At 41.7% G+C, this 24,769-nt stretch carries 23 protein-coding genes; 15 read left to right on the top strand and 8 right to left on the bottom strand.

The features are described from left to right. Positions 1-326: 326 nt before the first annotated feature. Positions 327-986, bottom strand: a complete 660-nt coding sequence (locus CKV62_RS06050) for an HAD family hydrolase (protein ID WP_095066163.1) — start codon at positions 984-986, stop codon at positions 327-329. A 139-nt stretch (positions 987-1,125) separates the two neighbouring features. Here CKV62_RS06050 and CKV62_RS06045 point away from each other — a divergent pair, with 139 nt between their 5' ends. Continuing rightward, positions 1,126-1,965 carry a hypothetical protein gene (locus CKV62_RS06045; protein ID WP_095066162.1) on the top strand — a complete coding sequence of 280 codons (840 nt, stop codon included), beginning with the start codon at positions 1,126-1,128 and terminating at the stop codon, positions 1,963-1,965. Between the two features lie 150 nt (positions 1,966-2,115). Here the strand turns inward: CKV62_RS06045 and CKV62_RS06040 are convergent, their stop codons facing one another. Further along, positions 2,116-3,423, bottom strand: coding sequence for an APC family permease (locus CKV62_RS06040; protein WP_095066161.1), 1,308 nt, complete (start codon positions 3,421-3,423; stop codon positions 2,116-2,118). A gap of 15 nt (positions 3,424-3,438) precedes the next feature. Next, positions 3,439-4,179, bottom strand: coding sequence for a gamma-glutamyl-gamma-aminobutyrate hydrolase family protein (locus CKV62_RS06035; protein WP_095066160.1), 741 nt, complete (start codon positions 4,177-4,179; stop codon positions 3,439-3,441). A gap of 236 nt (positions 4,180-4,415) precedes the next feature. On the opposite strand from CKV62_RS06035, the gene CKV62_RS06030 reads away from it, so the two are divergent. Then, on the top strand, positions 4,416-5,459 hold the full coding sequence (locus tag CKV62_RS06030; RefSeq protein ID WP_095066159.1) for an AEC family transporter: 1,044 nt from the start codon (positions 4,416-4,418) through the stop codon (positions 5,457-5,459). Between the two features lie 93 nt (positions 5,460-5,552). Here CKV62_RS06030 and CKV62_RS06025 read toward each other — a convergent pair whose 3' ends face one another. The 3 genes from CKV62_RS06025 to CKV62_RS06015 form a co-directional block, all read right to left on the bottom strand. Next, positions 5,553-7,109, bottom strand: coding sequence for a putative polysaccharide biosynthesis protein (locus CKV62_RS06025; protein WP_095066158.1), 1,557 nt, complete (start codon positions 7,107-7,109; stop codon positions 5,553-5,555). A 3-nt stretch (positions 7,110-7,112) separates the two neighbouring features. Then, positions 7,113-8,042, bottom strand: a complete 930-nt coding sequence (fba, locus tag CKV62_RS06020; RefSeq protein ID WP_095066157.1) for a class II fructose-1,6-bisphosphate aldolase — start codon at positions 8,040-8,042, stop codon at positions 7,113-7,115. A gap of 250 nt (positions 8,043-8,292) precedes the next feature. Next, positions 8,293-9,267: an RluA family pseudouridine synthase gene (locus CKV62_RS06015; RefSeq protein ID WP_095066156.1), complete on the bottom strand. Its 975-nt coding sequence runs from the start codon at positions 9,265-9,267 to the stop codon at positions 8,293-8,295. 225 nt (positions 9,268-9,492) lie between these two features. Here CKV62_RS06015 and CKV62_RS06010 point away from each other — a divergent pair, with 225 nt between their 5' ends. The 12 genes from CKV62_RS06010 to CKV62_RS05955 all read left to right on the top strand — a co-directional run bounded on the left by CKV62_RS06010 (position 9,493) and on the right by CKV62_RS05955 (position 20,229). After that, on the top strand, positions 9,493-11,088 hold the full coding sequence (locus tag CKV62_RS06010) for a WG repeat-containing protein (RefSeq protein ID WP_095066155.1): 1,596 nt from the start codon (positions 9,493-9,495) through the stop codon (positions 11,086-11,088). Positions 11,089-11,473: 385 nt separating this feature from the next. After that, a complete protein-coding gene (locus CKV62_RS06005; RefSeq protein WP_095066154.1) occupies positions 11,474-11,968 on the top strand; it encodes a YajQ family cyclic di-GMP-binding protein in 495 nt (164 codons plus the stop codon). Positions 11,969-12,037: 69 nt separating this feature from the next. Further along, positions 12,038-13,156 carry a cobalt-precorrin-5B (C(1))-methyltransferase CbiD gene (cbiD, locus tag CKV62_RS06000; RefSeq protein WP_095066153.1) on the top strand — a complete coding sequence of 373 codons (1,119 nt, stop codon included), beginning with the start codon at positions 12,038-12,040 and terminating at the stop codon, positions 13,154-13,156. Next, entirely contained in the window at positions 13,132-13,758 is a 627-nt protein-coding gene (gene cbiE, locus CKV62_RS05995) for a precorrin-6y C5,15-methyltransferase (decarboxylating) subunit CbiE (protein ID WP_095066152.1), read from the top strand. Before cbiD ends, cbiE begins: the two co-directional genes overlap by 25 nt. Continuing rightward, positions 13,755-14,342 (top strand): precorrin-6Y C5,15-methyltransferase (decarboxylating) subunit CbiT, encoded by a 588-nt coding sequence (cbiT, locus tag CKV62_RS05990; RefSeq protein ID WP_095066151.1) that lies wholly within the window; start codon positions 13,755-13,757, stop codon positions 14,340-14,342. The genes cbiE and cbiT overlap by 4 nt, the downstream gene beginning before the upstream one ends. A 1-nt stretch (position 14,343) precedes the next feature. After that, complete coding sequence (gene cobM / locus CKV62_RS05985; protein WP_095066150.1) at positions 14,344-15,105, top strand: precorrin-4 C(11)-methyltransferase; 762 nt, start codon at positions 14,344-14,346, stop codon at positions 15,103-15,105. Between the two features lie 80 nt (positions 15,106-15,185). Further along, the gene (locus CKV62_RS05980; RefSeq protein ID WP_095066713.1) at positions 15,186-16,286 is read left to right on the top strand and encodes a cobalt-precorrin 5A hydrolase; all 1,101 of its coding nucleotides are present in this window, start codon (positions 15,186-15,188) and stop codon (positions 16,284-16,286) included. A gap of 29 nt (positions 16,287-16,315) precedes the next feature. Continuing rightward, positions 16,316-17,005 (top strand): precorrin-3B C(17)-methyltransferase, encoded by a 690-nt coding sequence (gene cobJ / locus CKV62_RS05975; protein ID WP_231968413.1) that lies wholly within the window; start codon positions 16,316-16,318, stop codon positions 17,003-17,005. Then, the gene (gene cobK / locus CKV62_RS05970) at positions 17,002-17,799 is read left to right on the top strand and encodes a precorrin-6A reductase (protein ID WP_095066149.1); all 798 of its coding nucleotides are present in this window, start codon (positions 17,002-17,004) and stop codon (positions 17,797-17,799) included. Before cobJ ends, cobK begins: the two co-directional genes overlap by 4 nt. Continuing rightward, positions 17,777-18,442: a precorrin-8X methylmutase gene (locus tag CKV62_RS05965; RefSeq protein WP_095066148.1), complete on the top strand. Its 666-nt coding sequence runs from the start codon at positions 17,777-17,779 to the stop codon at positions 18,440-18,442. Before cobK ends, CKV62_RS05965 begins: the two co-directional genes overlap by 23 nt. A gap of 3 nt (positions 18,443-18,445) precedes the next feature. Further along, a complete protein-coding gene (locus CKV62_RS05960; protein WP_095066147.1) occupies positions 18,446-19,441 on the top strand; it encodes a FecCD family ABC transporter permease in 996 nt (331 codons plus the stop codon). After that, a complete protein-coding gene (locus tag CKV62_RS05955) occupies positions 19,441-20,229 on the top strand; it encodes an ABC transporter ATP-binding protein (RefSeq protein WP_095066146.1) in 789 nt (262 codons plus the stop codon). The genes CKV62_RS05960 and CKV62_RS05955 overlap by 1 nt, the downstream gene beginning before the upstream one ends. Before the next feature lie 195 nt (positions 20,230-20,424). Here CKV62_RS05955 and CKV62_RS05950 read toward each other — a convergent pair whose 3' ends face one another. Then, a complete protein-coding gene (locus CKV62_RS05950; protein WP_095066145.1) occupies positions 20,425-21,366 on the bottom strand; it encodes an ABC transporter substrate-binding protein in 942 nt (313 codons plus the stop codon). Between the two features lie 16 nt (positions 21,367-21,382). Further along, positions 21,383-22,372 (bottom strand): sirohydrochlorin cobaltochelatase, encoded by a 990-nt coding sequence (locus CKV62_RS05945; RefSeq protein WP_095066144.1) that lies wholly within the window; start codon positions 22,370-22,372, stop codon positions 21,383-21,385. Positions 22,373-22,858: 486 nt separating this feature from the next. Here CKV62_RS05945 and CKV62_RS05940 point away from each other — a divergent pair, with 486 nt between their 5' ends. Beyond that, positions 22,859-24,712 (top strand): ShlB/FhaC/HecB family hemolysin secretion/activation protein, encoded by a 1,854-nt coding sequence (locus CKV62_RS05940; protein ID WP_095066143.1) that lies wholly within the window; start codon positions 22,859-22,861, stop codon positions 24,710-24,712. The last annotated feature ends 57 nt before the right edge of the window (positions 24,713-24,769 follow it).

Below are 24,769 nucleotides of genomic sequence, written 5' to 3'. Positions count from 1 at the left end.
GCGTATCTATGTGAAAGCACTGCCCCATAAATGTAACATATATCACATTTTTAAGGCAATAGATTTGGAATAGTAGCTATGCGTAAAAAGTATAATGTGAAAAATGAAATAAAATTGAGTAAATAAAAGAAAAACCGTACAAAATGAGAAGTTTAAGATTTTAACTCCTATTTTTGCACGATTTTAATTTATAAATCTCTTATTTATATGAATTTGCTATAGATTATTGACAAGAATTTAGAATATATCAATGACTATATTCAATATATGAGTAGTGCCTTGAATATGACTAATCTTATTATAAATTCCATGAAACGGTGCATATATTATTTATTTAAGGTTTCAATAATGCTTAGAATATCATCTGCTTTTCGGGCAATATGTGTTACGCCTAGTTCTTGATGGAGAGATTCCGCTCTAAAGCCCCATGTAACACCAATACAAAGTAGGCCGGAGTTTTCTGCAGTAGCTACGTCAACTTCAGAGTCACCTACATAAATAGATTCGTCCGGTGTAGAGCCTAGTTCTTTTAAGGCTTGGAGTACCATATCTGGTGCTGGTTTACGTTGTAATCCTGGTCTTTCACCAATGGCAACAGGTAAGCGGTCGCCAAAGTACTCTTTATTGAGTGGTGTTACACCTTCTTGGATTTTGTTGGATACGATAGCTAATTTATAACCTTGTTCACGCAATACATCAAGCATATCTAGGATGCCTGGGTAGGGCGCTGTTGTGTCTTTTAAATGCTCACCATAGTAAGCTTTGAATTCCTCAATGTATGGCTCTAATTCATGATCAGCTACTGTACTTGGGAGACACTGACGCATTAAATATGTTACTGCATTACCCAGAGCTGCTTTTACCTCTGCTAGAGATTTTTCAGGGAAGTTATGTGTACGTAGAACATGATTTACGGCGTTAGCTAAATCTGTAGCTGTATTGAGTAATGTGCCGTCGCAATCAAAAACGATGGTAGTATATTTCATAGAGGCCTCCGATATTAAATCAATATGTACTTTTTAAGTATATGATAAATATGTAGAAAATCAAGAGAATAGACCTATTAGTTATTATAATTGTGTTACAATAATAGAAGTAATAAGTACAGTGTATAGGAGGCGTAGTATGACTGAAATACAAGCTCTTTTATTGATAAAATCTATTCTCGAATCCGCAGATATTCACGGTATTGAACATATTTTAAGTGAAGATTGTGAGTATCTGTCTACAGGCCGTGGCATCATTGGACGAAACCGCAATGAAACTGTTGAGTTTTTGTCCTCTATGACTGAGTCCATCAAGGCTGATAATGTTCCTGTTACCTGTAGGGTCATGCATATTACGGATGTGTATGAGGAGGATGCGCTATTTCACGAGAACCGTCATGGGTTGACTGTTTCTTATGAAAGCGGAGATAATTATGTGTATATGATTTTTGTAGATGTAAATGATGAAGGACTTGTAGATCGTATCGTTTCAAGCCAAGAAAATTATAGTATTGAGTATGATGATCTTCGGTTTGGCGCTGATGAAAGCGAATATGCTTTTATTTCTGCACCAACCACTGTGAAAGACTGGATTACAGCTCTTAGTATGTGGCTTGAAACTGCGAATGTTGATGTAGACGATTTCTATCAGTACATCGATGAAGACACGCGCGTTGTATTCCAAAAGGGTGATGCTGAATCGATTACCCTTGAAAGTGGTCTTGATGTGGAGGACTATTTTGATCAATTAATGAACCAACACTTTGATGCGGTGCCTCATATCATTCGAGATGAAGAAGATGGATTAATCTTAACCTACGGCCCTATGAGTGCCATTGCTACCCTCAATGAAGAGGGAGCATTAGCTCTTATCAGTATCTATATCGACACCCGTGATGAAGATGAAGCGACTGATGAGGTTGGTTATATCGAAGAGGACTTAACGAAGGAAACTATTATTGAAGAGGATCTATATTAGTCGATACTACTCATTTGATATATCTAATCTAATTAGAATTAATAGATAAAATAAAAACTACCAGTTAAACATATATCTTTTAAACAGATCTTCTGCTATGGAAGGATAAGCCACTAGATATTATGAATAACTGGTAGTTTTTTGTATTATTTACATTTCATCATGGTCTTTAATGAGACCAGCTTTTTTCTTTTTCCAGTAGGAGTAGTAGAAAGGCAAGATTATGATACAGCCGCCTAGACCCCATAATAATTGGTTAGTTTGAGCTTGGGCAAGCATCCATAGGGATGTGCCGATAGCGATGACTGGGATTAAGTAGCCACCAGGGATTGTGTAGGAACGAGCTTTGTCTGCCCATTTACGACGGAAGATAATAACAGCCAAACAAGTTGGTAGGTATTGTGTAAAACGAGATACCGCACTAATGGCTGCTAGTGTTGTAAAGGAACCAGACCAGGCAAGTAATACACTGGCAATGGCAGTAACGATAGCTGCTACATATGGTGCATTGTAACGATTGCGTTTTGCTAAAGCACTTGGTAGCATACCATCTTCCGCCATGGATGTTGCCACACGAGGCGCATAGTAAGCTTCAGCAAAGTTGATACCGCCCATAGAGATTAAGGTACCTACTAATACGATATACATGCCAATAGGACCAACGATCACATTGAATGCATCTTGTACTGGAGCCTTGGTATTTGCCAAGTCAGTACCGAGTACGCCAATAGATACGGCGAGGATTGCCATATATAGGACAGATACGAGAAGCATACACATGATAATAGCACGTGGTAAATTCTTTTTAGGATTTTTCATATCTTCTGCAGCAATGGCAATAACTTCAAATCCTGTATAGGCAAAGAATAGAAGTACTGCTGCTTGTGCAAATGATCCATCTACATAGGTATCTTGTGGGAATACAGGCGTAAAGTTAGCTCCATTTATAAAGAAGATACCAATTGCAATGAATAGGGTAAGCGGAACTAACTTAGAGATAGTAATTAAGTTATTAACGAATTTTGATACATTAACACCAAATATATTTACAATCGTAAGGCCTACAATTAAGATAAATGAAATGACATCCTTTGCAAAATCACCACTTAAAGCTGGTACTGCAGCACCTAATGCTGTAGCAAAGCCAACGGCCATAGCCGCCCAGGCAATAACGGTTACGATCCATTTTAGAACGCCCACTTCAAAGGCCCAGAAATCACCTAATGCATGTTTTGCATATAGATAAGGACCTCCATTACGTGTAAATAGGCTGGCTGCCTCTGCAAAGCAAAGGGCGATACAACCTGCGATAATGGCGTCAAATAATAGGACGCCTAAGCTAGCGGAACCAATTATAGAATATGCTTTGTTTGGTAGTAGGAAAATACCTGTCCCTACAATACCATTGATGCCAAGGAGTACAATACTCCAAAAGTCAAATTTTCCTGTTTCTTTCATGATATAATCTTCCTACTATTTAGTTATATTTTCTCGAACTGCTTTTACGAATGCAGTAAATAAACGTTTTGCATTTTCATCACTTGTAGACATCATTTCTGGGTGGAATTGACAGGCGACTAACCAAGGATAGGATGGGTCCTCTAAACCTTCTACAGTACCATCCTTAGCTCTTGCTACAACTTGTAATCCTTTACCGACGTTTTTAACTGTTTGGTGATGATGGGAATTCGTAATCCAAGTATTGTAACCTATAGCACTAGCTAGTTTTGAGTTGGTCTTAATCTCTACAGTATGGGTACCAAGAGAAGGTGTTTGATTCTGAGAGTGTTTTATTGTACAGTTTTGATCATATTTTAAGTCTTGGAATAAAGAGCCGCCACGATATACATTTAAGATTTGTAAGCCACGACAGATACAAAAGATGGGAATTTGTTTTTCTTCTGCTGCTTTGATTAAGGCAAAGTCAAATTGATCGCGCTCCGGAAATACATCGCCAAGACCTTGCAAAGGTTCTTCTCCATAGTGGAGCGGGTATACATCATGGCCACCGGATAATAGTAAGCCGTCAAGCTTTGCTACCGTTTCGCGAGCTACATCAAGATTTTGGGTAAATGGAATTATAACAGGAATACCACCAGTTTTCTCAATAGAACGAGGATAGTCTTGGTTTACGTAGGAGCGCAATAAATCTACGTAAGGACCACCATTATCTCGTAAGATATTGCCAGATATGCCAATAAATGGTTTCGTCATAATATCACCTCATATGTGTAAAAATCTGTACAACCTTATGTTAGTGTATCAGATTTTATGGATAAAAACACTACTAGATAAAAACACTACTAATAGATATAATTATAAGACTTATAATAGAGAAGATATGTTAAAGTTGATACATTTTACTATATTTTCTTTCAAGATATAGTTGTATATGTTTAGTGCGAAACATGATATGATAAACTACGAATGAACTGTGCGGGAGGGTTACTATGGTTTTTCTAACATCTTTACAAAGTATCATACCTATTGTGCTACTTATTTTGTTAGGATATATATTAAAAGGGCGGGGCATGTTTAATCCTACCTTTAGCGGTAATTTATCGCGATTTATCATGTCGGTTGCATTACCAGCGGGCGTATTTGTATCTGTATTACATCACCTACATACTTCTGATATATGGAATTTACGATATGGCATGTTAGTGGTTGTCCTAACATATGTTATCGCATATATCGTAGCGTTTATTATGATGAAAATGTTGAAAGTTCCTAAAGGACGACGTGGTATTTTTATCAATATGGTAGTAAATGATAACTGCTTGTTTATTGGGTTACCAGTGCAAATTGCACTCTTTGGTCAAGATGCGCTGCCGTATTTCCTGTTATATTACATCGGTAACACTATTTCCGTATGGATGGTGGGAGTATTCCTTATAGAACTAGATCCACTGCCAAATTCTGAAGTAGATTTTAATAATGGCTCCTATAAGATTGATAGTATAAATAATAGTTCAGTATTTACTGAAGGTAAAAGCAAGAAACCTAAATTTGATTGGAAGAAGTTATTACCACCACCATTGATAGGTTTTTTTGTGGCCTTAATCTTCTTGTTCTTTGAAATTCCTTTACTTCCAATTTTGCATACTACCTTGAATTACTTAGGCGATATGGTAACCCCATTATCCTTGATTTATATAGGTGTTGTACTTCATGATGCGGGCTTAAAAAGCATGCGTTTAAATAAAGACTCCATCGGTGGGATTGTAGGACGATTTGTCATTTCCCCGATTATCATGCTCTGTTTGATTATGGCTTTACAATATGGAGCAGACATAGTTCTAGAACCAATTGCAATCATTACCTTTGTTGTACAATCAGCAGGACCTGTTATTGCAGTATTGCCAATTGTAGCTAATGAATCAAAAGCTGATTTGCCATTTGCTACAGGTCTTGTAATGATTAGTACCATACTATTTGTTGTAGTAATTCCAATCATAATGGAAATTTTAACAATGATAGGTATACAGGCTTAAAATAAGAAGATTAAAATAAGTAAATAAAAAATAGGTTCCTAATGGTCATATAGGTGACTATTAGGAACCTATTTTTATGTAAGTATATACAGCTTATCTAAAAAATCTACCAACGAGTGGCATGCTAGCACCATCGTTTTTATTGAGGCCTTTTAAAAGGACCATGATAATTACGTATAGTAGCAATCCTTCAATACCAGTGAGTATAAAGTTAGCCCACATAGGTAGGATGTCTATTAAGTAATGGTAACTCATGAAAATAAGTATACCCATAACACCAGCACTGACCACGTTTTTCCAAAGTAGGGAAATATCAAGGAAGTAGCCTGTGTATTTTTTGATATAAATCAAGTTAAGTAATGCGGCAAAGCCAATATCAGCAACGGTTGCCCAGGCGGCACCGCCGATCCCCAGCCAAGGAATAGCAGTCAGTGTCCAGTTAAGGATAACCTTGATTATGAGAGAAATCCCCATATTTATGACTGGAATACGTGGCCTGTTGAGACCTTGTAAGATACCTGTTGTTACTTGATGCACACCTAGGAAGAATATAGAGAACGCCGTGATTTGCGTTGCTAATTCTGCCTTAGGCGCATTGTAAATCAGTGTAACGGTGGGGGCAGCAAGTACATATAATAGCACTGTAAATGGTACGGTTGCCATAAATGTTAGTCGCATAGAGCCTGCAGTGCGATCATATATACCTTGATGATCGCGTTTTGCAAAGGCATGAGAGATAGCTGGTACAATGCTTGTCGCAAGGGCTGCGGTAATAATGGTAGCCAAGTTGATGAGCGGTACCGCCATCCCAGTAAGGTAACCGAAGAGTTCTGTTACTTCGTTCATCGGGAATCCAGCATCTAATAAGCGACGTGGAACGATAAGTAAATCGAGATTCGCCGTCAACGGTAACATGATACTTGCTAAGGAAATTGGTATGGACAATGTTAAGAGTCGTGACAAAATTTCTTTAGCTGATTCACGGGGACCATCGTAGCTTTCACCAGTACTACTAGCCTTAGGTAATTTGTAGTAATAATACAACAGCACCAGGAAGGCCCCAAAAGCACCTACACCTGCACCCAAGCTAGCGCCACCTGCCGCGGCCGGTAAACCGTAAGGTAATAAAATAGCAGCAGCACCGAGCATAATGATAACCCGTAGCAATTGTTCTACAATTTGGCTAATCGCCGTAGGCGTCATCATTTCATAGCCTTGGATATACCCGCGGAAACAGGAAATCCATGTTACAAAGAATACTGCCGGAGCGAGCGCGATGATAGAGTAGTAGGCACGGCTTTCAGCAATGAGACCACTAGAGATTAACCAATCTGCACCAAAGTACATGGCAAGACTGGCGATAAAACCTGTTATAGTCAACATTGTAAAAGAAATATTGAATACTCTCTTAGCACCACCAAAGTCGTGTAAGGCTAATCGTTCTGCCGTCAAAATAGAGATGGCAATCGGCACACCTGCGCTCGAAATTTGTAATAGTAACAAATAGATAGGAAAGGCCATCTGGTAGATACCGATGCCTTCACCACCCAAGATGCGAGATAGAAGAATCCAGTTGATACTACCGATGGCTTTCACTACGAAACCGGCAATTGTTAAAATTAAGGTTCCTTTTAAAAATCCACTAGCCATTGATTATAGTTTGTTAGAAGAACCTAATACATTTTTAATTTTGTGAGCTACCATGCCTTTAATAGCATCACGAGCAGGTCCTAAATATTTACGTGGGTCAAACTCAGATGGGTTTTGAGCCAAGTATTCACGTACAGATGCAGTCATAGCAAGGCGAAGGTCTGTATCAATATTGATTTTGCAAACCGCCATTTGAGCTGCTTTGCGAAGCATTTCTTCAGGTACGCCTTGTGCACCAGGGATGTTGCCACCAAATTCATTACATTTTGCTACGAATTCAGGCAATACGGAGGATGCCCCATGCAATACGATTGGGAAGTTAGGCAATAATTCGCCCACTTTTTTCAAACGATCGAAATCAAGGTAAGGGTCTCCTTTGAATTTGTAAGCACCATGGCTAGTACCAATAGCGATTGCTAAGGAGTCTACGCCAGTTAGGTGTACGAATTCAGCAGCTTGTTCTGGGTCTGTAAAGCGAGCATCTGCATCGGATACGTTTACATCATCTTCAACACCAGCCAAACGGCCTAATTCTGCTTCTACTACAACGCCATGAGCGTGAGCATATTCAACAACTTGTTTAGTGATTTTTACGTTTTCATCGAAATCATAGTGAGATGCGTCGATCATAACGGATGTGAAACCACCATCTACACAGTCTTTACAGATTTCAAAGGAATCGCCGTGATCAAGGTGAAGAGCGATCGGTAAGTTGCTGTCTTCAAGAGCTGCTTCTACGAGTTTAACAAGGTAAATATGTTTAGCATATTTACGAGCACCTGCAGATACTTGCAAGATAAGAGGAGATTGTTCCTCTTTCGCTGCATCTACGATACCTTGTACGATTTCCATGTTGTTTACATTGAAAGCGCCAACAGCATAGCCGCCTTCATAGGCTTTTTTGAACATTTCTGTAGTAGTAACTAATGGCATGTTGTCCTCCTTGGCTCTAGAGCCTGTCATATCATGTTATTAATACTGTGACTGTTAGTATTTCTAGCGCATATGAGCTAGATAAAAAACTAGTGTTATTGCAATCATATATCAATTCAAGTTAAGTATATCAAGAAACACTATAAAGGGCCAATATTTTTTGTATAACTTATACATAAAATTCGTCTTGTTATGTGACCCATGTGGGTTATTTCTGTGTAGGAGCATTTATTTAGGGTATTATATCAGCTCAATCGCTTAGCAATACTTTCATATCCTCCGGTATTTCTGCATGCAGTTCGAGCCATTCATTTGTTACGGGATGGTAAAAGCTTACGCGCGCTGCATGCAGTGCTTGGCGTTGGATAGATTCTAGATGACCACCGTATAAGTCATCACCAGCTAGTGGATACCCTAGTTGAGATAAATGAACTCGAATCTGATGGGTGCGTCCTGTGTGCAATAAGCACCGTACATGGGTAAACTGATTATAAGATGTAAGCGAGCTGTCAGTTAAACATACATTACTATTATTATTCATCGTAATCACATCATCAGAATTAATCTTACCACTACTGATTTTGCTTGTATTTTTACTAATAATAGTTATATCCGTGCGAGCTGGCTTTCCTTGGACTGTACAACAGCGCTCAATGATACTGCCTGGTTTACGACCTATAGGCCAGTTAATGCTTATAGGCACAGCAGGGAGATGTCCTTCTATAATGGCGTCGTAGCTTTTGTAAAAATGGGTGTATTTTTTATCAAAAGCATGTTGGACCACCGATGTTTTAGCAATGATGACAATACCTGAGGTATCCTTATCTAATCGGTGTACAGGATGGAAATCATAATGCTGATTTGTTTCTTGGTAGTAATGAAGTACACCATTTGCCAGCGTATGATCTCGGACGATAGAAGTAGGGTGCATAAGAATACCAGCCGCCTTATTAATGACTAAAATATATTCGTCCTCATATATGATATCTAAACTCATAGGGCTTAGGCTAAACTCTTGCTCTGGAGTTAACTTCATAACGAGATGATCGCCACCGTGAATGAGCGTATTCCAGGTAGCAAATTTACCATTAACTGTTATGATGCCATTATTTCGTAAACGGCGTCTCATGCGCTGGGAAATATGCTGTTGTTTTATAACATGATTTATAGATTGTGTGTGTACATTAGAGTCTACAATCAAGTCGATTATCGTTGCTGCTTTCATACGTATTATTATAACAAATAAAATATAAATGAAGAATTTTTCATAATTCGTTGTATTTATGAAGGTCCATATAGTATAATTTGAATTATTAAATTTTATACATTATTTATGTGTGAACTTTTTTACTGTAAAACTGTGTGTTTAGTTATAACAGTATATATTAAGAACTATGTATGTATGTTAATGACTGTATGGTTATAGCTTATTCTATAAAAGGAGAGGTTTATGAATATTAACAAGAAATCTGTATTAGTCGCATGTGTGTTAGCGGCTATGTCTACAACAACTTTTGCGGCATCTACTACAACATCTACTAGTAGTACAACGGTAACAAACCACGATACACCAACATCGACTAGTACACGTGTAACCCGTGAGCAACATACAACAACTACATCAACTTCTACTGTGCGCACAGAAAGCTCTAGCTCCATTAAAAGCACTAAAGCTAGTGTAGGCGTAATGACTCCTCAAAAACTTGAAGAACGTAGTGCACTTTCTGGTTATATCGCGGCTGATGTATCAAGTGCATTAAACCCTTATCGTGATGCACCAAAATCTTTGAAATCTGGTAAAGGTACTACTTTCAAAAATGATGAAGTTCTTGAGCATGGTGTATTAGCATCTATGAAACAAGGCGGTAAATGGGGTATTATTCGTCCAGATGGTACTGTTGCTATTGAACCTAAGTATAAAGAAATTAAAGATGTTGATTATAAAACAGGCAATGTGTTAGCTCAAGTAGATAAGAAAACAGAAACTTGGGTTACACCTAAGGGTGTGGAAATCTCTGAAGAGGAAGCTTTAAAAGAACGTGTTAAACAAGAAGCAACTCAAGAGTATCCAAGCGATTCCTATGTAGAGTTTAAAGAAAAAGGAAAATACGGCTTTAAGACTACTGACGACAAAGTAGTGATTGCTCCACAATTCCGTCAAGTTGTGACTGGTTTTAGCGAAGACCGTGCTTTTGTTAAGAATGCTAAAGGTAAAATCGTAGCTATTGATGGTACTGGTAAAGAATTATTTAATGCTCCTTCTAAAGAGGTATATGCATTCCGCAATGGTCTTGCTGAATATCGTCGCTCCGTAAGTGGGTTTAACTTAGGTGGTCTTGTAGGTGGCTTTATCGTGGGAGGTATCCTTGGTGGTGCACTTTTAGGTGGTCAACATTACCACGTAGATGGTTTTGCTTATGATGGTGCAAAACGCGGCTATATCGATCGCTCTGGCAACATTGTTATCGATAGCAAAAAAGATAAAGTATGGCCTATTACAGCTTATGGCACAGTAATTAAAGATGCTGGTAATTTATATTTCGTGAACCGTAAAGGTGAAGTTGTTATTCAACCTGGCGATTATGATGCAGGTGAAATGGATAAATTGAATGGTCTATTAGCGTTAAAAGATAATAAGACTGAAAAATGGGGCATTTTTGATGTATCTACAGGTAAACAAGTAGTGTCCTTTAAATATGATTCTATTTCCTTTGCAGGTACAGATCGTTTAGTAGTCGTGAAAGATCATGTTAAAAATCTTATTGATATGAGTAATGGTAAATCTATGTATTCTGCTCAAACAGAAGCAACTATTGAACCGTTCAACAACGATACTGTAACGTGGGTTCATACTGGTAAAGAGGGCTATACGATCATCGATAATGACGGTCATGTATTATTTAGAGATACAAACAAACTTATTGAAGATGCTAAATCCTTCAACCATGGTTTTAGCTCTGTTAAATCTAAAGGTAAATGGGGTATTATGAATTCTAAAGGGGAATGGATTGTACAACCTAAATATGATGCGGTAAACGTTTTGTAATATCAATTGGCTTTTAGGTCTTTATGAATTGCTATTGTCTTTAGTTATGGTTCATAAACTAAATACAACATAATAGAGTTATATGAGAACTAGCAATGTACATGTATTATGTATGTTGCTAGTTTTTTTGTGTTATTGGCCTTATGTATTGCATTGTGTATCGTATTAGAGAACTTCCACTATACTTATAAAAGCTTCATTAATACATAGCTAACAATTATAATTAAGAAAATCGATTTACCTAGAAAATAAGCCTGTTTTAAGGTATAATTATAGAGATATATTCTGTTTTGGTGTAGTTTTACACTTTCATTTGGAATATGAGGATGATGAAAGTAATGCTATGAACCTTATGCCCAACAGGTTCAGGTGTAGGAGGTATAAAATGGCTAAAGATTGTTCCTTTGATGTAGTGTCCGAAGTGGATATGCAGGAAGTGGATAATGCGGTAAATCAGGCGAGGAAGGAAATCGGCACTCGTTATGATTTCCGCGGCTCTAAGGCGGAGATTAGTCTTGAAGGCGACACTATTAAGATTGTCGGTGATGACGAATACAAATTGAACGCCATTATCGACGTATTAAAGGGTAAGATGGTTAAGCGTAATGTAGCGATCAAAAATCTTGATTACGGCAAGGTGGAACCGGCTGCGGGTGCTACGGTTCGCCAAGTGATTACCATCAAAAAAGGCATTACTAAAAAAAATGCCAAAGAAGTGGTAAAAGCGATCAAAAATATGAAATTGAAGGTCCAAGCGTCGATTCAGGAAGATCAGGTGCGCGTATCCGGTAAGGATAAAGATGATTTGCAAGCGGTTATCCAAATGTTGAAACAGCTGGATATTCCTGTTGAACTGCAATTCGTAAATTTCCGTTCCTAGTTACATGTGTTCATGATAGGGCGTGTTCGATTCTTTTGATCTGCTAACTCTATCGGTGTAGGAGGCCTTATGAGAGTAGAGGACATGAAGGGTGGATATACCACGGGTTCATGCGCTACGGCAGGTATGAAAGCTGGTTTATTGGCCCTCTTAGATAACAATATCGTGGAACAGGTGGTCATTGAAAATCCGCAAGGTCAGTATATTCAGGTGCCTATTAAAGCAGTGGAGGTTTTATCAGATACATCGGCGAAGGTAACCGTTATGAAAGACGGCGGTGACGATCCTGATGTAACTCATGGCAATGATGTGGAAACGACAGTGACCCTTGATGATACTGGTGAACTACGATTCCGAGCGGGCTTTGGCGTAGGGACCGTAACAAAATCGGGCCTTGCTATGCCGCCTGGAGAACCGGCTATCAATCCAGGACCTCGGACGATGATGAACATCGTCTTTGAAGAGCTATGTGTACGTGGACAAGGGGTTACCGTTACTGTTAGCGTACCGAACGGTATGGTATTGGCTAAGAAAACGTTAAACCACACATTGGGAATCGAAGGTGGCATTTCCATTATTGGTACTACAGGTATTGTTAAGCCTATGAGTGAAGAAGGGTTTAAGAACTCGTTAGTGCCCCAGTTGAAAGTTATGAAGGCTAACGGATGTGAAACAGCTGTTCTCGTACCTGGGCGTATCGGTCAAGATCTGGCAGAGCAAGTATTAGGTATTCATAAGAACCAAATGGCAGAAACGAGTAATTTTATTGGATTTATGCTTGAAAAGGCTGTACAGATTGGATTCAAACGAATATTAATCATCGGTCATATCGGTAAATTAATCAAACTAGCTAGTGGTAGCTTCCATACTCATAATCGCATGAGTGATGGCCGTATGGAAAGTATCGTGGCATATGCTGCCTTGGAAGGGGCGTCGCAAGTGGTTTGTGAAGAGTTATTTAATTGCCAGACTACAGAGTCTACGTTCCCTATTTTGGAGCGAGAAGGACTGACTGGTGTATACCAACGTGTTGTAGATCGTGCCTCTCTACGGAGTGAGCGATATATTGCTAATGAAGCAGAGGTAGGCATCATCATTACGACCTTAAAAGGCGAGATTTTAGCAATGGATAAGCATGCAAAAGAGATGGGAGAACTTGAACAATGGCACATACCTTGTATATCGTAGGCATTGGTCCAGGTAATCCTGATTATGTGGTGCCTAAAGGTCTTAATTTAATTAAACATGCTACGGTCCTGGTGGGCAGTGAACGATCTTTAGAGGACTTTCAGGAACCGGGACAAATTACATACCCTGTAACGGGAAAACTCAGTTTACTGTCTGAACAAATTGAGCATGAGCTCAATGACCATGATGTGGTCGTGATGGTCAGCGGTGATACGGGTTATTACAGCCTGTTGCCTTATTTAAAGAAAAAATTTACTGCTAATCCGATTGAGGTCGTGCCGGGCATCAGTTCGATGACATTTGCTTTTGCGCGTCTCAATGAGGTGTGGCATGATGCGGATCTGATGAGCTTTCACGGGCGCCAGCCGGCACCGGAACAGCTCGTCTACAAAGCAGGGAAAAAGATGGGATTTTTGACGGATCCCGAATATAATCCGGCGCATATTGCGCGTATTTTAATTGATGAGGGATGGCCGCCCGAAACGCGTGCAGCGGCCCTTGAGCGATTGAGCTACGATGATGAAAGAATCGTAGACTCCACGCTGGAGGTCTTAACTGAGCTGGAAGGCTTCGGACATTCCGTTATGGTGGTACTGGGATGAGACATTTTTTCGGAATTCCCGATGAGGAATTTATTCGCGGCGATGTGCCCATGACGAAGTGCGAGATTCGCAAAGCCGTTATGAATGAGGCGCGCATCGGGGAAGATAGCAACGTGCTAGATGTAGGTGCAGGGACCGGTTCGATTTCTATCGAAGCGGCCTTAGCTGCGCCGAAGGGGCATGTTTATGCTATTGAGCGATTTGATAAAGGCATCGAGCTGATTCATGAGAACATGAAGAAGTTCAATGTGAATAATATGACCGTCATCAAGGCGAAAGCCCCTGAAGGCATGGAAGAATTGCCTGAGCTTGATGCGGTTATTATCGGCGGCAGCGCCGGCGGCATGGGCGCCATTGTGGATGAAGCACAGCGCTTATTGAAGGTTGGCGGTCGCCTCGTTGTGACGGCGGTAACGATGGAAACTGGTTACACCATTTTGAAGGAACTGAAAGGACGTCCTTTCACCTATGAAGGGTACCAAATGTCCATCAGCCGTTACCGCAAGGCTGGTCCCTATCATTTGTTAGACCCATTGAGCCCGATTTTTATCGTATCTGCAACGCGTATCGCAGAAGGAGAGTAATATGGTTGACGTACATATCGTAGGCGCAGGCCCTGGAGATCCTGAGTTAATTACTCGTAAAGGGTATCGTTTAGTGCAAGAGGCAGACGTTGTTATTTACGCCGGCTCTTTGGTAAACCCTGCCATTTTAGAGGCTTGTAAACCAGGCTGTGAAATCCATAACAGTGCTACTATGAACCTTGATGAGGTGTTGGCTGTTATGAAAGCTTCTGTTGAGGCTGGTAAAAGCGTAGTTCGCCTTCACACAGGTGACCCTGCTATTTACGGTGCTATTCAGGAACAGATGGATGCTCTGGCCGGCATGGGTATTACCTATGAAGTCGTGCCCGGCGTAAGCTCATTTCTTGCAACGGCGGCGGCATTAAAACAGGAATATACATTGCCGAATGTATCTCAAACGGTAATTATTACGCGCATGGAAGGCCGTACACCGATGCCTCCGAAGGAAAAATTGCGCATGCTTGCCGCTCATGAAGCCACTATGTGTATTTTCCTCAGCGTACAGATGCTCGATAAGGTCGTGGAGGAACTCATTGAGGGCGGCTATGACAAGACGACGCCTGTGGCTATCGTGGTGAAAGCATCCTGGCCGGATCAGCGCATTATTCGCGGTACATTGGAAACCATCGCGGAAATCGTGGCCAAGGAAGGCGTATTACGTCAGGCTATGATCGTGGTAAGTCATGTGCTGGATAGTGAATATGAACTATCTAAACTGTATGATAAAGGTTTTGCTCATATGTACCGGAGCGCAAAAGACTGATGAAAAGCAAATCTTTTGTATCCGATACGAATCCAGGTGAAACAAACCATATGCGGCAAACCGGATCGGCAGATGTATCCATGAATGGAAAGCATCAAACGAAGACGGCGATTTTGTCCGTGTCGGAGCGTGGCGCTCTGTTGGGACAACGTATTAAGTCTTTGGTGGCACCTCATGCGGATTGTTATGAAAAATCGAATCGTACTTCCGGTGGGGAGGCAATCTATTTTGATTCCCTGAAAAATCATATCGAGCAGATTTTCAGGGACTACGATCAGGTGCTATGCATTATGGCCCTTGGTATCGTAGTGCGCATGATTGCCCCTTATATTGAACATAAATCTAAGGATCCCGCTATTGTTGTGATGGACGAGGCTGGACATCATGTAATCAGCTTGCTGTCGGGGCATCTCGGCGGTGCGAATGAATGGACACAAGCCATTTCATTAGCTATCGGTGCGGATCCTGTTATCACAACCGCAACGGATGTAAACGGATTGCCGGCACCAGATGTGTTGGCACGCCATGAACATCTGTTGGTGGATGACTTTCAAACGCTTATCAATGTAAATTCCGCCATTGTTGGTGGAAAGCAAGTCGACTACTGTATCGACAGCGGTTTAATCGATGCTGATCATTTGAAACACGCCGCACAACAACATATCGGTAACCATAGTGTGGTGCATTTGGTGACTGTCGAAGAGTTATTCGATAGCGTGAACGGGGTAAATTTCCGCGTTGTCATAACCGACAAGGTTATCCCCGAACATCCGAATCAACTGATTTTACGTCCTCGAACCTATACGGTGGGTATCGGATGTCGTCGAGATACGCCGAAGGAGCTCATTTTAGGCGCTATTCGTTCATCATTGGCGGAACATCAGCTTTCACCAAAGAGCATCGTAACAGCCGCATCGGTTATCGTGAAGCAAGATGAAGTCGGCCTGTTGGAGGCCGTTAAGGTGTTAGGGTGGCCCATTGTATTCTATACGCAGGATGAAATGGCACCGCTCATTGAAGAACAGAAATTAAGTGAATCAACATTTGTAAAAGGAACAATAGGAGTAGGAAACGTATGCGAAACAACAGCACTACTGGCGGCCAGGAGCCGAACATTAATACAACACAAAACGGTGTATCCCAAAACAACAATTGCCATTGCACAGGTAACATCAAGGTAATCGGCATCGGACCGGGTAATGCGGAGTTTATGACGCCACAGGCGCGTGAAGCTATTCTGGCGGCAGACCGCGTGGTAGGGTACTTGACATATCTCGATTTGATTGAGGATCTAATCAAAGGCAAGGAGACTGTGGGAACGGCGATGATGCAAGAGGTGGACCGTTGTCAACAAGCGGTTGATCTCGCTGTAGAAGGGCATCAGGTTGTGGTAGTATCCTCCGGTGACTCCGGCGTATACGGCATGGCGGGGCTTGTGTTGGAATTGGCTAATAAAGTGCCTGCCGACAGACGTCCTTCCGTAGATATCGTACCGGGTCTAAGTGCTGTTAACGTAGCGGCATCCATATTGGGGGCGCCGTTGATGCATGATTTTGCGGTGATTTCCCTAAGTGATTTGATGACTCCCTGGGATCTCATTAAAAAACGTGCTGACCTCTGTGCACAAGGGGATATGGTTATTTCCCTTTACAATCCGCGCAGTAAAAAACGCGTAACGCATCTTGATGAAGTTCGCGATATCGTTCTTAAATATCGTGATCCTAAAACACCGGTCGGCATCGTGCAAAAAGCAGGGCGTGCCGGTCAACATATGATTATTTCCGACCTTGAAAACTTTACAAACGAAGAAGTGGATATGCAGACCCTCGTTATCATCGGTAACAGCCAAACATATGTTGAAAATGGCCGTATGATTACACCGCGAGGCTACAAATTATGATATGGGTCATCGCCGGGACTTTGGATGGACGCACTTTAGCGGTAGACATTCAGGAGCGGACCGGTGAAGATGTACTGGTTACCGTGGTGAGTCAATATGGAGCGGAGTTGGCCGCTCATAAAGGCATTACAGTTCATACGGGACGCCTCGATCAACAGGCTATGCAGAATTTAATCGCGGAACACGATGTACGTTTATTGATTGATGCCAGCCATCCTTATGCGGCTATCGTAACGTCGACGGCTCAGGATGCGGCGAAGGCGATGGATATTCCGTTCGTTCGCTTCGAGCGTAAAGAGGTGCCGCTACCGGATTACGATAAATTGCATATCGTAACGGATGAAGCGGAAGCGGCAAATATGGCAGGCCGATTAGCAAAAGAAAACAACGGTCATATATATTTGACGACAGGCAGTAAGACGATGCATATTTTTGCCAAGTCTGAAGCTTTACGGGATTGTGAAGTATGGACTCGGATTTTGCCGACCGCAGAGGTACTCACCATGATGGAGGACCTCAAGGTGAGTCCGAAACGCATTGTTGCCGTACAAGGTCCGTTTTCATATGATATGAATCGCATCATGTTTCATGATACGAAGGCGAGCGTGGTGGTGATGAAAAACTCCGGCCTCGTCGGCGGAGCGGATACGAAACTGCAGGCCGCCATGGACCTTAATATCCATGTTATTGTTATCGACAGGCCGCGTGTGACCATTGAAGGGCCTATGGTTTCGTCGAATGAAGAATTTTTTAATTTATGGGAGGACACTAATGGATTACGTAAAAAATCCTAAAGCCATTGAAGATAAAAGTATGGAAATCATTTACGATTATGTAAAGGATTTGGGGTTAAGCGATGATGAGATCCGCGTTGTATCCAGAACGGTTCACGCTTCCGGTGACGTGGAATACGCACAACTCGTTAAAATGAGCCCTGATGCGGTACAAAAGGGCATCGAAGCGTTAGATAAGGGGGCAGATATTTACACTGATGTGGAAATGGTACGCACGGGTATTTCCAAACCGGCTCTTAAACTTCGCGGTAATGAAGTACATTGCCTCATCAAGGATGAAAATGTAGCTAAGATGGCGAAAGAATTGGGGGTTACGCGCTCTATCGCAGCCATGCGTACATTCGGCAAACAGTTAGAAGGCCAAATCGTCGCTATCGGTAATGCGCCGACTGCACTTTACGAAGTATTGCGCCTTGCTCTCGAAGAAGGTGTAAAACCGGCCCTTATCATCGGTATTCCTGTAGGCTTTGTGGGGGCGGCCGAATCCAAAGATTACCTCATGGAGGTGTCCCCTGTACCGTATATTACCGTAAAAGGCAACAAGGGCGGCAGTCCGATTGCCGCATCCGTATGTAATGCATTGCTTTATACAGATGTGAAACGCAATGACATGCTCTTTGTAGAAGGTAAACACGAGAAGTAAACTATGGGTACTGCAACTGATCGTAAAGCATTTCGTATGCTTGTTATGATTATTCTGGTGGGTGCCGTCGTATCCAGCATGATTTTTTCGTTATTGTACGGTTCCACATATGTGTCGCTACAGGATATTTGGCAAGCCATTACATCTTCGGAGCTGACATCAACTTCATCTCAAATCATTTGGAATATACGGCTTCCTCGTAATATTGTGGCCGCCTTTGTAGGGGCTTCTCTCGCCGTATCCGGTGCTATTTTACAGGCGGTCATGAAGAATCCACTGGCGGATCCTCAGATAGTAGGGGTATCATCAGGAGCGGGCCTTGCTGGCGTTATCGTTCTGATATTATTTCCCGGCTATGATTATATCGTGCCTTTAGTAGCTTTTTTAGGTGCTATGGGGGCGGCCCTCATGGTCTACGCATTGGCCTGGAAAAACGGCATCAGACCGAGTCGAATTATTTTGGCCGGCGTGGCCGTAGCCGCTTTCTTAGGCTCCGGTATTTCGGCTCTCCTCGTATTTTACGGGGACCGTGTACAAGGGGCCTTGCTTTGGATGGTAGGGGGGTTATCGGCTCGCAGCTGGCCTCAGGTAGAGGTGTTATTTCCGTATGCTATGGTAGGCCTTATCTTGGCCTGCTTAGGTGCAAAGCGCCTCACCATATTGAGCTTAGGGGATGAAACGGCGAAGGGGCTGGGTCTTAAGGTTGAGCAAACACGGTTTATGATGACCGCCGTGGCCGCTCTTTTAGCTGCCGGCGCGGTGAGTATTGCGGGGCTTATCGGTTTTGTCGGCCTCGTGGTACCTCACATGTTGCGCCTGATTATCGGCAATGATTACGCATACTTGTTACCGGGTTCTGCTTTGCTTGGGGCTCTTGTGTTAGTCGTGAGCGACACAGTGGGGCGCGTTATCGCCAGTCCTATTGAAATTCCCGTAGGCATCATCATGGCCTTTTTCGGGGCACCGTTCTTCTTGTATTTGTTGAGGAGGGATAGGTAATGAATCATAACGGTGCTGCGATCAGTGTGGACCGATTGAATATTATTCTGGGCGGCCGTCATATATTACATGATATTTCTTTCACTATTCCGAATCATGAGATTACAGCCCTCATAGGGCCTAACGGTTGTGGTAAAAGCACGCTTTTACGGTCTATTATCGGTCATGTGAAAGCCGATTCCGGCAATGTATCGATTAATGGGAAAGCGCTCGGAGACTATTCACAGAAGGAATTATCCACGTATATGGCATTTTTACCGCAGGTACCTGATATGCCGCGCGATATGACCGTTGAAGAGCTCGTCTACTGCGGTCGCTATCCTCATCAGTCTTGGTGGAAAAATACGGCGAAGGAGGATCGCCTTGCTGTGGATCGGGCACTGGAAATTACGAAGACATCCCGTTTGAGACATCAGATGATGCCGTCCTTGTCGGGCGGGGAGCGGCAACGCGTGTGGATTGCGATGGCCCTTGCACAGGAACCGCAGTTGCTCGTCCTGGATGAACCGACGACCTATTTGGATATCAATCATCAACTGGAAATCATGGAATTGTTGAAACGGCTCAACCGTGAACAGAATATGACGGTCCTTATGGTTCTGCATGATTTGACGCAAGCTGCACAGTACGCCGATTATATGGCGGTCATCAAGGAAGGGCATCTCGTAGTCGATGGAGCGCCTCAGGATATCATGACGGAACAGTTGCTGTTAGACGTCTTTAAGGTACGTGCTGTCATTGAAGATAGAACGGATAAGCCTTATGTAAAAATCCAGGGATTGGCATAAGTATATAAGGTTTATAGGACAGAACGTGTTGTTTTAATGCCGATGCAGTTAGTAAATAACTATGTGCATCGGCATTTTATCTTTTAAGTTAATTGTAAAAATCAGATTGGATATATTGTAAAAAAGGTGATAGTGAAATACGTATTTCACTACCACCTTTTTATTTATTGTCAGAGTGTATAGAATTGATTTGCTCTAAAATGTTACGTCTATTCCGTAGGCTTCTTTTACAAGCTTAGCCATTGCTTCCGGTGTATTGAGTCCCGGATTTAACAGGAATAGTTTAGACGGTAAGTATACAACGTGATTGTTTTGTACCGCTTTCAGATTATTCCATGCAGGGTTGCCTGTCATGGCCTGTTGCATCGCTTTTGTAATTTCTTCTTCCTTGCCCATGGTTACGACAAAGATAATGTCCGGATCATCTTCCGCCAATGTTTCCAACGAGTAAGGCACGGTTTTATCAGTGGTAGCCTTATCGAGATGAGCGGAAACGACGTTTGTCATGCCTAAATCCTTGACCATAGATGCGGTAATGGCTGCATCTGTTTCTGCCGTAACACCCTTACCGGTGGCGCGTAATACGGCCACGCGTGCAGGTGTCCGATCTTTGACGGCATCCTTAACGCGTTGAATGTTACTTTCATAAGTCGCAACTAATGTATCGGCCTTATCCTGGTGATTGGTGAGGTTACCAAGGAATTTGATAAGAGGTACATTGTCCTTGATACCTTCGTAATTAACGAGTACCGTCGGAATATGATTGCTGTTTAAGACGGATTCGTATTTTTTATGCTGTGATTCGAGGCCTAAAACAAAATCAGGGTGCAGGCTGAGCAGTTGCTCTATATTAATATTGGCCGTCTGACCTAATACGGGCAATGCTTCTAATTCCGGAGGCAATGGATCCGTTGTGCTGACACGACTGATGGCTTTACCGTCTACCGCATATAGCATTGAAAGCAAAGAGTTCGATAGAACCGCAATTTTTTCCGGATGTGCCGGTACGGTATAGGTTGTGCTGTCTAAAGTAATATCACGTGTATCTGCGGATGGTGCCGTAGATGTCTTTGTACATCCGCCCAGTACCATGAGTAAACTTAATAATACTGTAGCGGCAATCCAAATGCGTTTCATAATAACTCCTTATCAATTATTTTTGTAATGCATCCCAAGCTTCGTTAGCGCGTTCTACGAAAATTTTACGGATATTTTGGTTTTCCCCAAGACCGTGAAGGTATGTATCAACCTTGAAGCCTTCTTTTGTAAGGATAGATTTGTGAGAATCAGGTTCATCACCGGCCATATCATTATTAGCATGGTCGCCGGCTACCATCATGAACGGCATCAATGTAACATGTTTAATGCCTTTAGCTTTTAATTGAGGGATTATCTGTTCAAGATTTGGAGTACCTTCAACCGTGTAGATAAATGTATTTTTAAGACCTAGGGAATCGATGCGATCCTGGATAACTGCATAGTATGCGTTGGATGGATCCGGAGTACCGTGAGCCATGATAAGCACTGCATCTTCTTTACCCAATTTAGGAAATTGAGATGTTACGGCCTTCAATGTTTCTACTACTTCGTCGGTTTGATTTTCCTGGCCCATCCAGTACATGAGTGGAGTACCAAGAGTCATTTTTTTGAAGTTGTTTTTATATAAGTTAAATACAGCTACGTCATAATTGTATTCCATACCGGGGATAACATCTAATGTTGTAAGTGCAACGCGTGTATAACCGGCTGCTTTCAACTGATCCAATGCTTCTTCAGGTGTTGGGTAGGTAATGCCTTCTTTCGCTTGGATACGGTCACGAATGATATGGCTTGTGAAAGCTGTTACTACTTTTGTATTAGGATGTGCTGCTTGAATAGCGGCTACAGTAGCGTCGATAGTTTTAGTGCGTGTTTCTTTGTAAGTAGTACCGAAACTCATAACAACGATAGCATCTTTGTTTTCTTGGTTTTGAAGCTCTTTAGTTTCATGAGTGCGAACACCGATAGAAGATGCTTCCAATAATGCAGGTGTAGGATTTTTAACCTCTTCATTTAGTTGATATGCTGCGTCAGATACAACCGGTGCACCGAAAGATACGGCAAGACCTAATAGAGCGGATGCTAATGTTAATTCTTTTTTCATTTTAAAACTCCTATCTATAACTACAACTACACATATATACAGTTGCCGTAGTAGACGTATATTGAGAACTATAGATTTACTGTATATATATAACCTTAATGTCATCGTAGCAAAGGCGTATGGGAGTGTCAATAAACCCTATACCTGTAGCAGTATGAAGAAACAGACATTTGTTGCATAAAAATTAATGATAAATATAGGTCAAAGCCTAAGAACTGCTGGAGTATTCTCATTGGTTATAGGGGTATGAATATGGATGTATATATATTTATTTTTGGAAGAAGTGTTTTCTTGAATTGGCTTTAATAGGAAATTTATATTCTATTGCTTAAAAAAATTAATGTTATTATGACGTTATTTTTTGTAAACCTTATGTATAGATATTTTTTTATGATAACTTCATGTATATCTCATTTGATTTCATGAATTAATCACCATATAATAAGTACAGAATGTGTATACAGTAGTTATAGAAAGAGAGTGTTTATGAAATATAGACAACTATTGATGGGAATTACAGCAGTAATGAGTCTTCCATTATCCATACAAGCACAAACTATGGACCAAGTGGAACCGTTGGAACGGGCAAAAGAAGAACAGATAGCGAGAGAGGCGCGGCTAGGAGAGGAACGTATACAGTTACAAGAGGATGCTATAGCATCGTCAAGTACATCATCAGATGGTCATACTATACCGGCAGAGCAGCCAGTACAGGAAGGACCATCTTTTTTTGTGTCTCATATTCGCATTGTGGAGGAGCCGATACATGAGGAAACCGTTATATCCCGTGATTCTATTACGTCCTCCACAATGGAGACCACCACTTTCCTGGATAACAGTGTGCCGGCGAGTACGCGTCTGATAAAAGGCCCTTTATTTTATGACGCGCAGCGTACATCGTTAGTCCTGGATGCACCTAAGGAGTTTTCATTTTTAAGTAAAACGGCACATCCATTTGTCAATCGGAAAATGACTGTTGAGGATATTAATACATTAGCAGAACGGTTAAATATGGCGTTAGTTTCTCATGGGTATATCACGTCACGAATTGGCATTCCTGCACAGTCGTTAGCATCAGGGCAGTTACAGTTTAATTTGCAGGTAGGTCGTATTGAATCTGTCGTATATAAAGAAAAGAGTCCCCATTTACCATGGGAAAATGCGTTTCCATTACGTCCAGGAGATATATTGAATATTCGGGATATTGAACAAGGGCTGGAACAGATGAAACGAATCGGCTCTCAAGCTGTGACGATTGAGCTGGAGCCGGGAACCAGACCATTATCTTCCCGTATTGTTTTACAAACAACAAAACGCCCACCGATTCATGGTGTTATTTCTGTGGATGACTCGGGAATGAAGGATACAGGTAAACTGCAATGGAATGCGTCTATTGGTATTGATCGTCTTTTCAATGCGAACGATGTATTGCGTATCAGTGCTAATCATGATGGTGCCAATGAGGGGTATGTAAAGGGAACTAAAAACCATAGTATTAGTTATTCTATTCCGCGAGGTAAGGATACCTTTAGCATTGGATATAGTCATTTATCGTATCATCAATCAATTCAGTCTATAGTGGGACCTGTGATCAGTTCCAGTCGAGTGAAATCCGTTAGAGGCACGTGGCAGCATGTGTTCCATCGTGATCGAACTACTAAACGCAGTTGGGATGTGAGTATCAGCAAACGTAACTCACATAATTATATTAATGATGTGGATATTGCTGTACAACGGGCTGATACGGCCGCTTTGGAAGTGGGGGTGTCGGAACGGCGCTATATAAAGCAAAATACATTATACTCTCGTGTAGGCGTAAAGCAGGGGGTAGGCTGGTTCGGTTCCCAGCCAGATTTTGGCGGCGATGCACCTAGCACTCGATTTACCCAACTTCTTGCCGATGTAGATTATCAAATACCACGTCGGTGGGGACATCGTCCGGCCAGCATCACTACATCATTTCACGGTCAATGGACCTTAGGCGGTAAGCGGTTATTTTCTCGAGATATGATGAGTATCGGGAATCGCTATACGGTACAAGGTTTTGATGGGGAACGGACGCTTTTAGGTGAAAGCGGTTGGTATGTACGGAATGAAGTGGCCAGCTATATTCCTCGTCTTCATTCCAGTGTATATGTTAATGTAGATGTTGGTGCAGTATATGGACCTAGTACGGATATATTAACAGGACGAATTATAGCCGGTACGGCATTAGGTATACGCGGTCAATTTAAGTCCGGTTTGTTTTATGATGCTTTTGTCGGTGTTCCTTTATATAAACCGAACGGATATGTAACTGATCATGTAACGACCGGGTTCCAAGCCGGTATTCGATTCTAAGCATTGACAATACAGTTGTATATGCGTGAATGCAAGCATGATGCAGTTGTACTGTTC

It is taken from the genome of Veillonella rodentium, from assembly GCF_900187285.1.
Classification (GTDB): Bacteria; Bacillota; Negativicutes; order Veillonellales; family Veillonellaceae; genus Veillonella; species Veillonella rodentium.
This window is presented reverse-complemented; position numbering and strand designations above follow the sequence as displayed.

Coding starts and splice junctions, on each gene's coding strand:
- cbiT (WP_095066151.1), top strand. CDS start 13,755: ATGAGACATTTTTTCGGAATTCCCGATGAGGAATTTATTCGCGGCGAT.
- CKV62_RS05960 (WP_095066147.1), top strand. CDS start 18,446: ATGGGTACTGCAACTGATCGTAAAGCATTTCGTATGCTTGTTATGATT.
- CKV62_RS06045 (WP_095066162.1), top strand. CDS start 1,126: ATGACTGAAATACAAGCTCTTTTATTGATAAAATCTATTCTCGAATCC.
- cobJ (WP_231968413.1), top strand. CDS start 16,316: ATGACGCCACAGGCGCGTGAAGCTATTCTGGCGGCAGACCGCGTGGTA.
- cobM (WP_095066150.1), top strand. CDS start 14,344: ATGGTTGACGTACATATCGTAGGCGCAGGCCCTGGAGATCCTGAGTTA.
- CKV62_RS06040 (WP_095066161.1), bottom strand. CDS start 3,423: ATGAAAGAAACAGGAAAATTTGACTTTTGGAGTATTGTACTCCTTGGC.
- fba (WP_095066157.1), bottom strand. CDS start 8,042: ATGCCATTAGTTACTACTACAGAAATGTTCAAAAAAGCCTATGAAGGC.
- CKV62_RS06035 (WP_095066160.1), bottom strand. CDS start 4,179: ATGACGAAACCATTTATTGGCATATCTGGCAATATCTTACGAGATAAT.
- CKV62_RS05945 (WP_095066144.1), bottom strand. CDS start 22,372: ATGAAAAAAGAATTAACATTAGCATCCGCTCTATTAGGTCTTGCCGTA.
- CKV62_RS05950 (WP_095066145.1), bottom strand. CDS start 21,366: ATGAAACGCATTTGGATTGCCGCTACAGTATTATTAAGTTTACTCATG.
- CKV62_RS06050 (WP_095066163.1), bottom strand. CDS start 986: ATGAAATATACTACCATCGTTTTTGATTGCGACGGCACATTACTCAAT.
- CKV62_RS06030 (WP_095066159.1), top strand. CDS start 4,416: ATGGTTTTTCTAACATCTTTACAAAGTATCATACCTATTGTGCTACTT.
- CKV62_RS06015 (WP_095066156.1), bottom strand. CDS start 9,267: ATGAAAGCAGCAACGATAATCGACTTGATTGTAGACTCTAATGTACAC.
- CKV62_RS05940 (WP_095066143.1), top strand. CDS start 22,859: ATGAAATATAGACAACTATTGATGGGAATTACAGCAGTAATGAGTCTT.
- CKV62_RS06010 (WP_095066155.1), top strand. CDS start 9,493: ATGAATATTAACAAGAAATCTGTATTAGTCGCATGTGTGTTAGCGGCT.
- CKV62_RS05955 (WP_095066146.1), top strand. CDS start 19,441: ATGAATCATAACGGTGCTGCGATCAGTGTGGACCGATTGAATATTATT.
- cbiD (WP_095066153.1), top strand. CDS start 12,038: ATGAGAGTAGAGGACATGAAGGGTGGATATACCACGGGTTCATGCGCT.
- cbiE (WP_095066152.1), top strand. CDS start 13,132: ATGGCACATACCTTGTATATCGTAGGCATTGGTCCAGGTAATCCTGAT.
- cobK (WP_095066149.1), top strand. CDS start 17,002: ATGATATGGGTCATCGCCGGGACTTTGGATGGACGCACTTTAGCGGTA.
- CKV62_RS06025 (WP_095066158.1), bottom strand. CDS start 7,109: ATGGCTAGTGGATTTTTAAAAGGAACCTTAATTTTAACAATTGCCGGT.
- CKV62_RS05980 (WP_095066713.1), top strand. CDS start 15,186: ATGAATGGAAAGCATCAAACGAAGACGGCGATTTTGTCCGTGTCGGAG.
- CKV62_RS05965 (WP_095066148.1), top strand. CDS start 17,777: ATGGATTACGTAAAAAATCCTAAAGCCATTGAAGATAAAAGTATGGAA.
- CKV62_RS06005 (WP_095066154.1), top strand. CDS start 11,474: ATGGCTAAAGATTGTTCCTTTGATGTAGTGTCCGAAGTGGATATGCAG.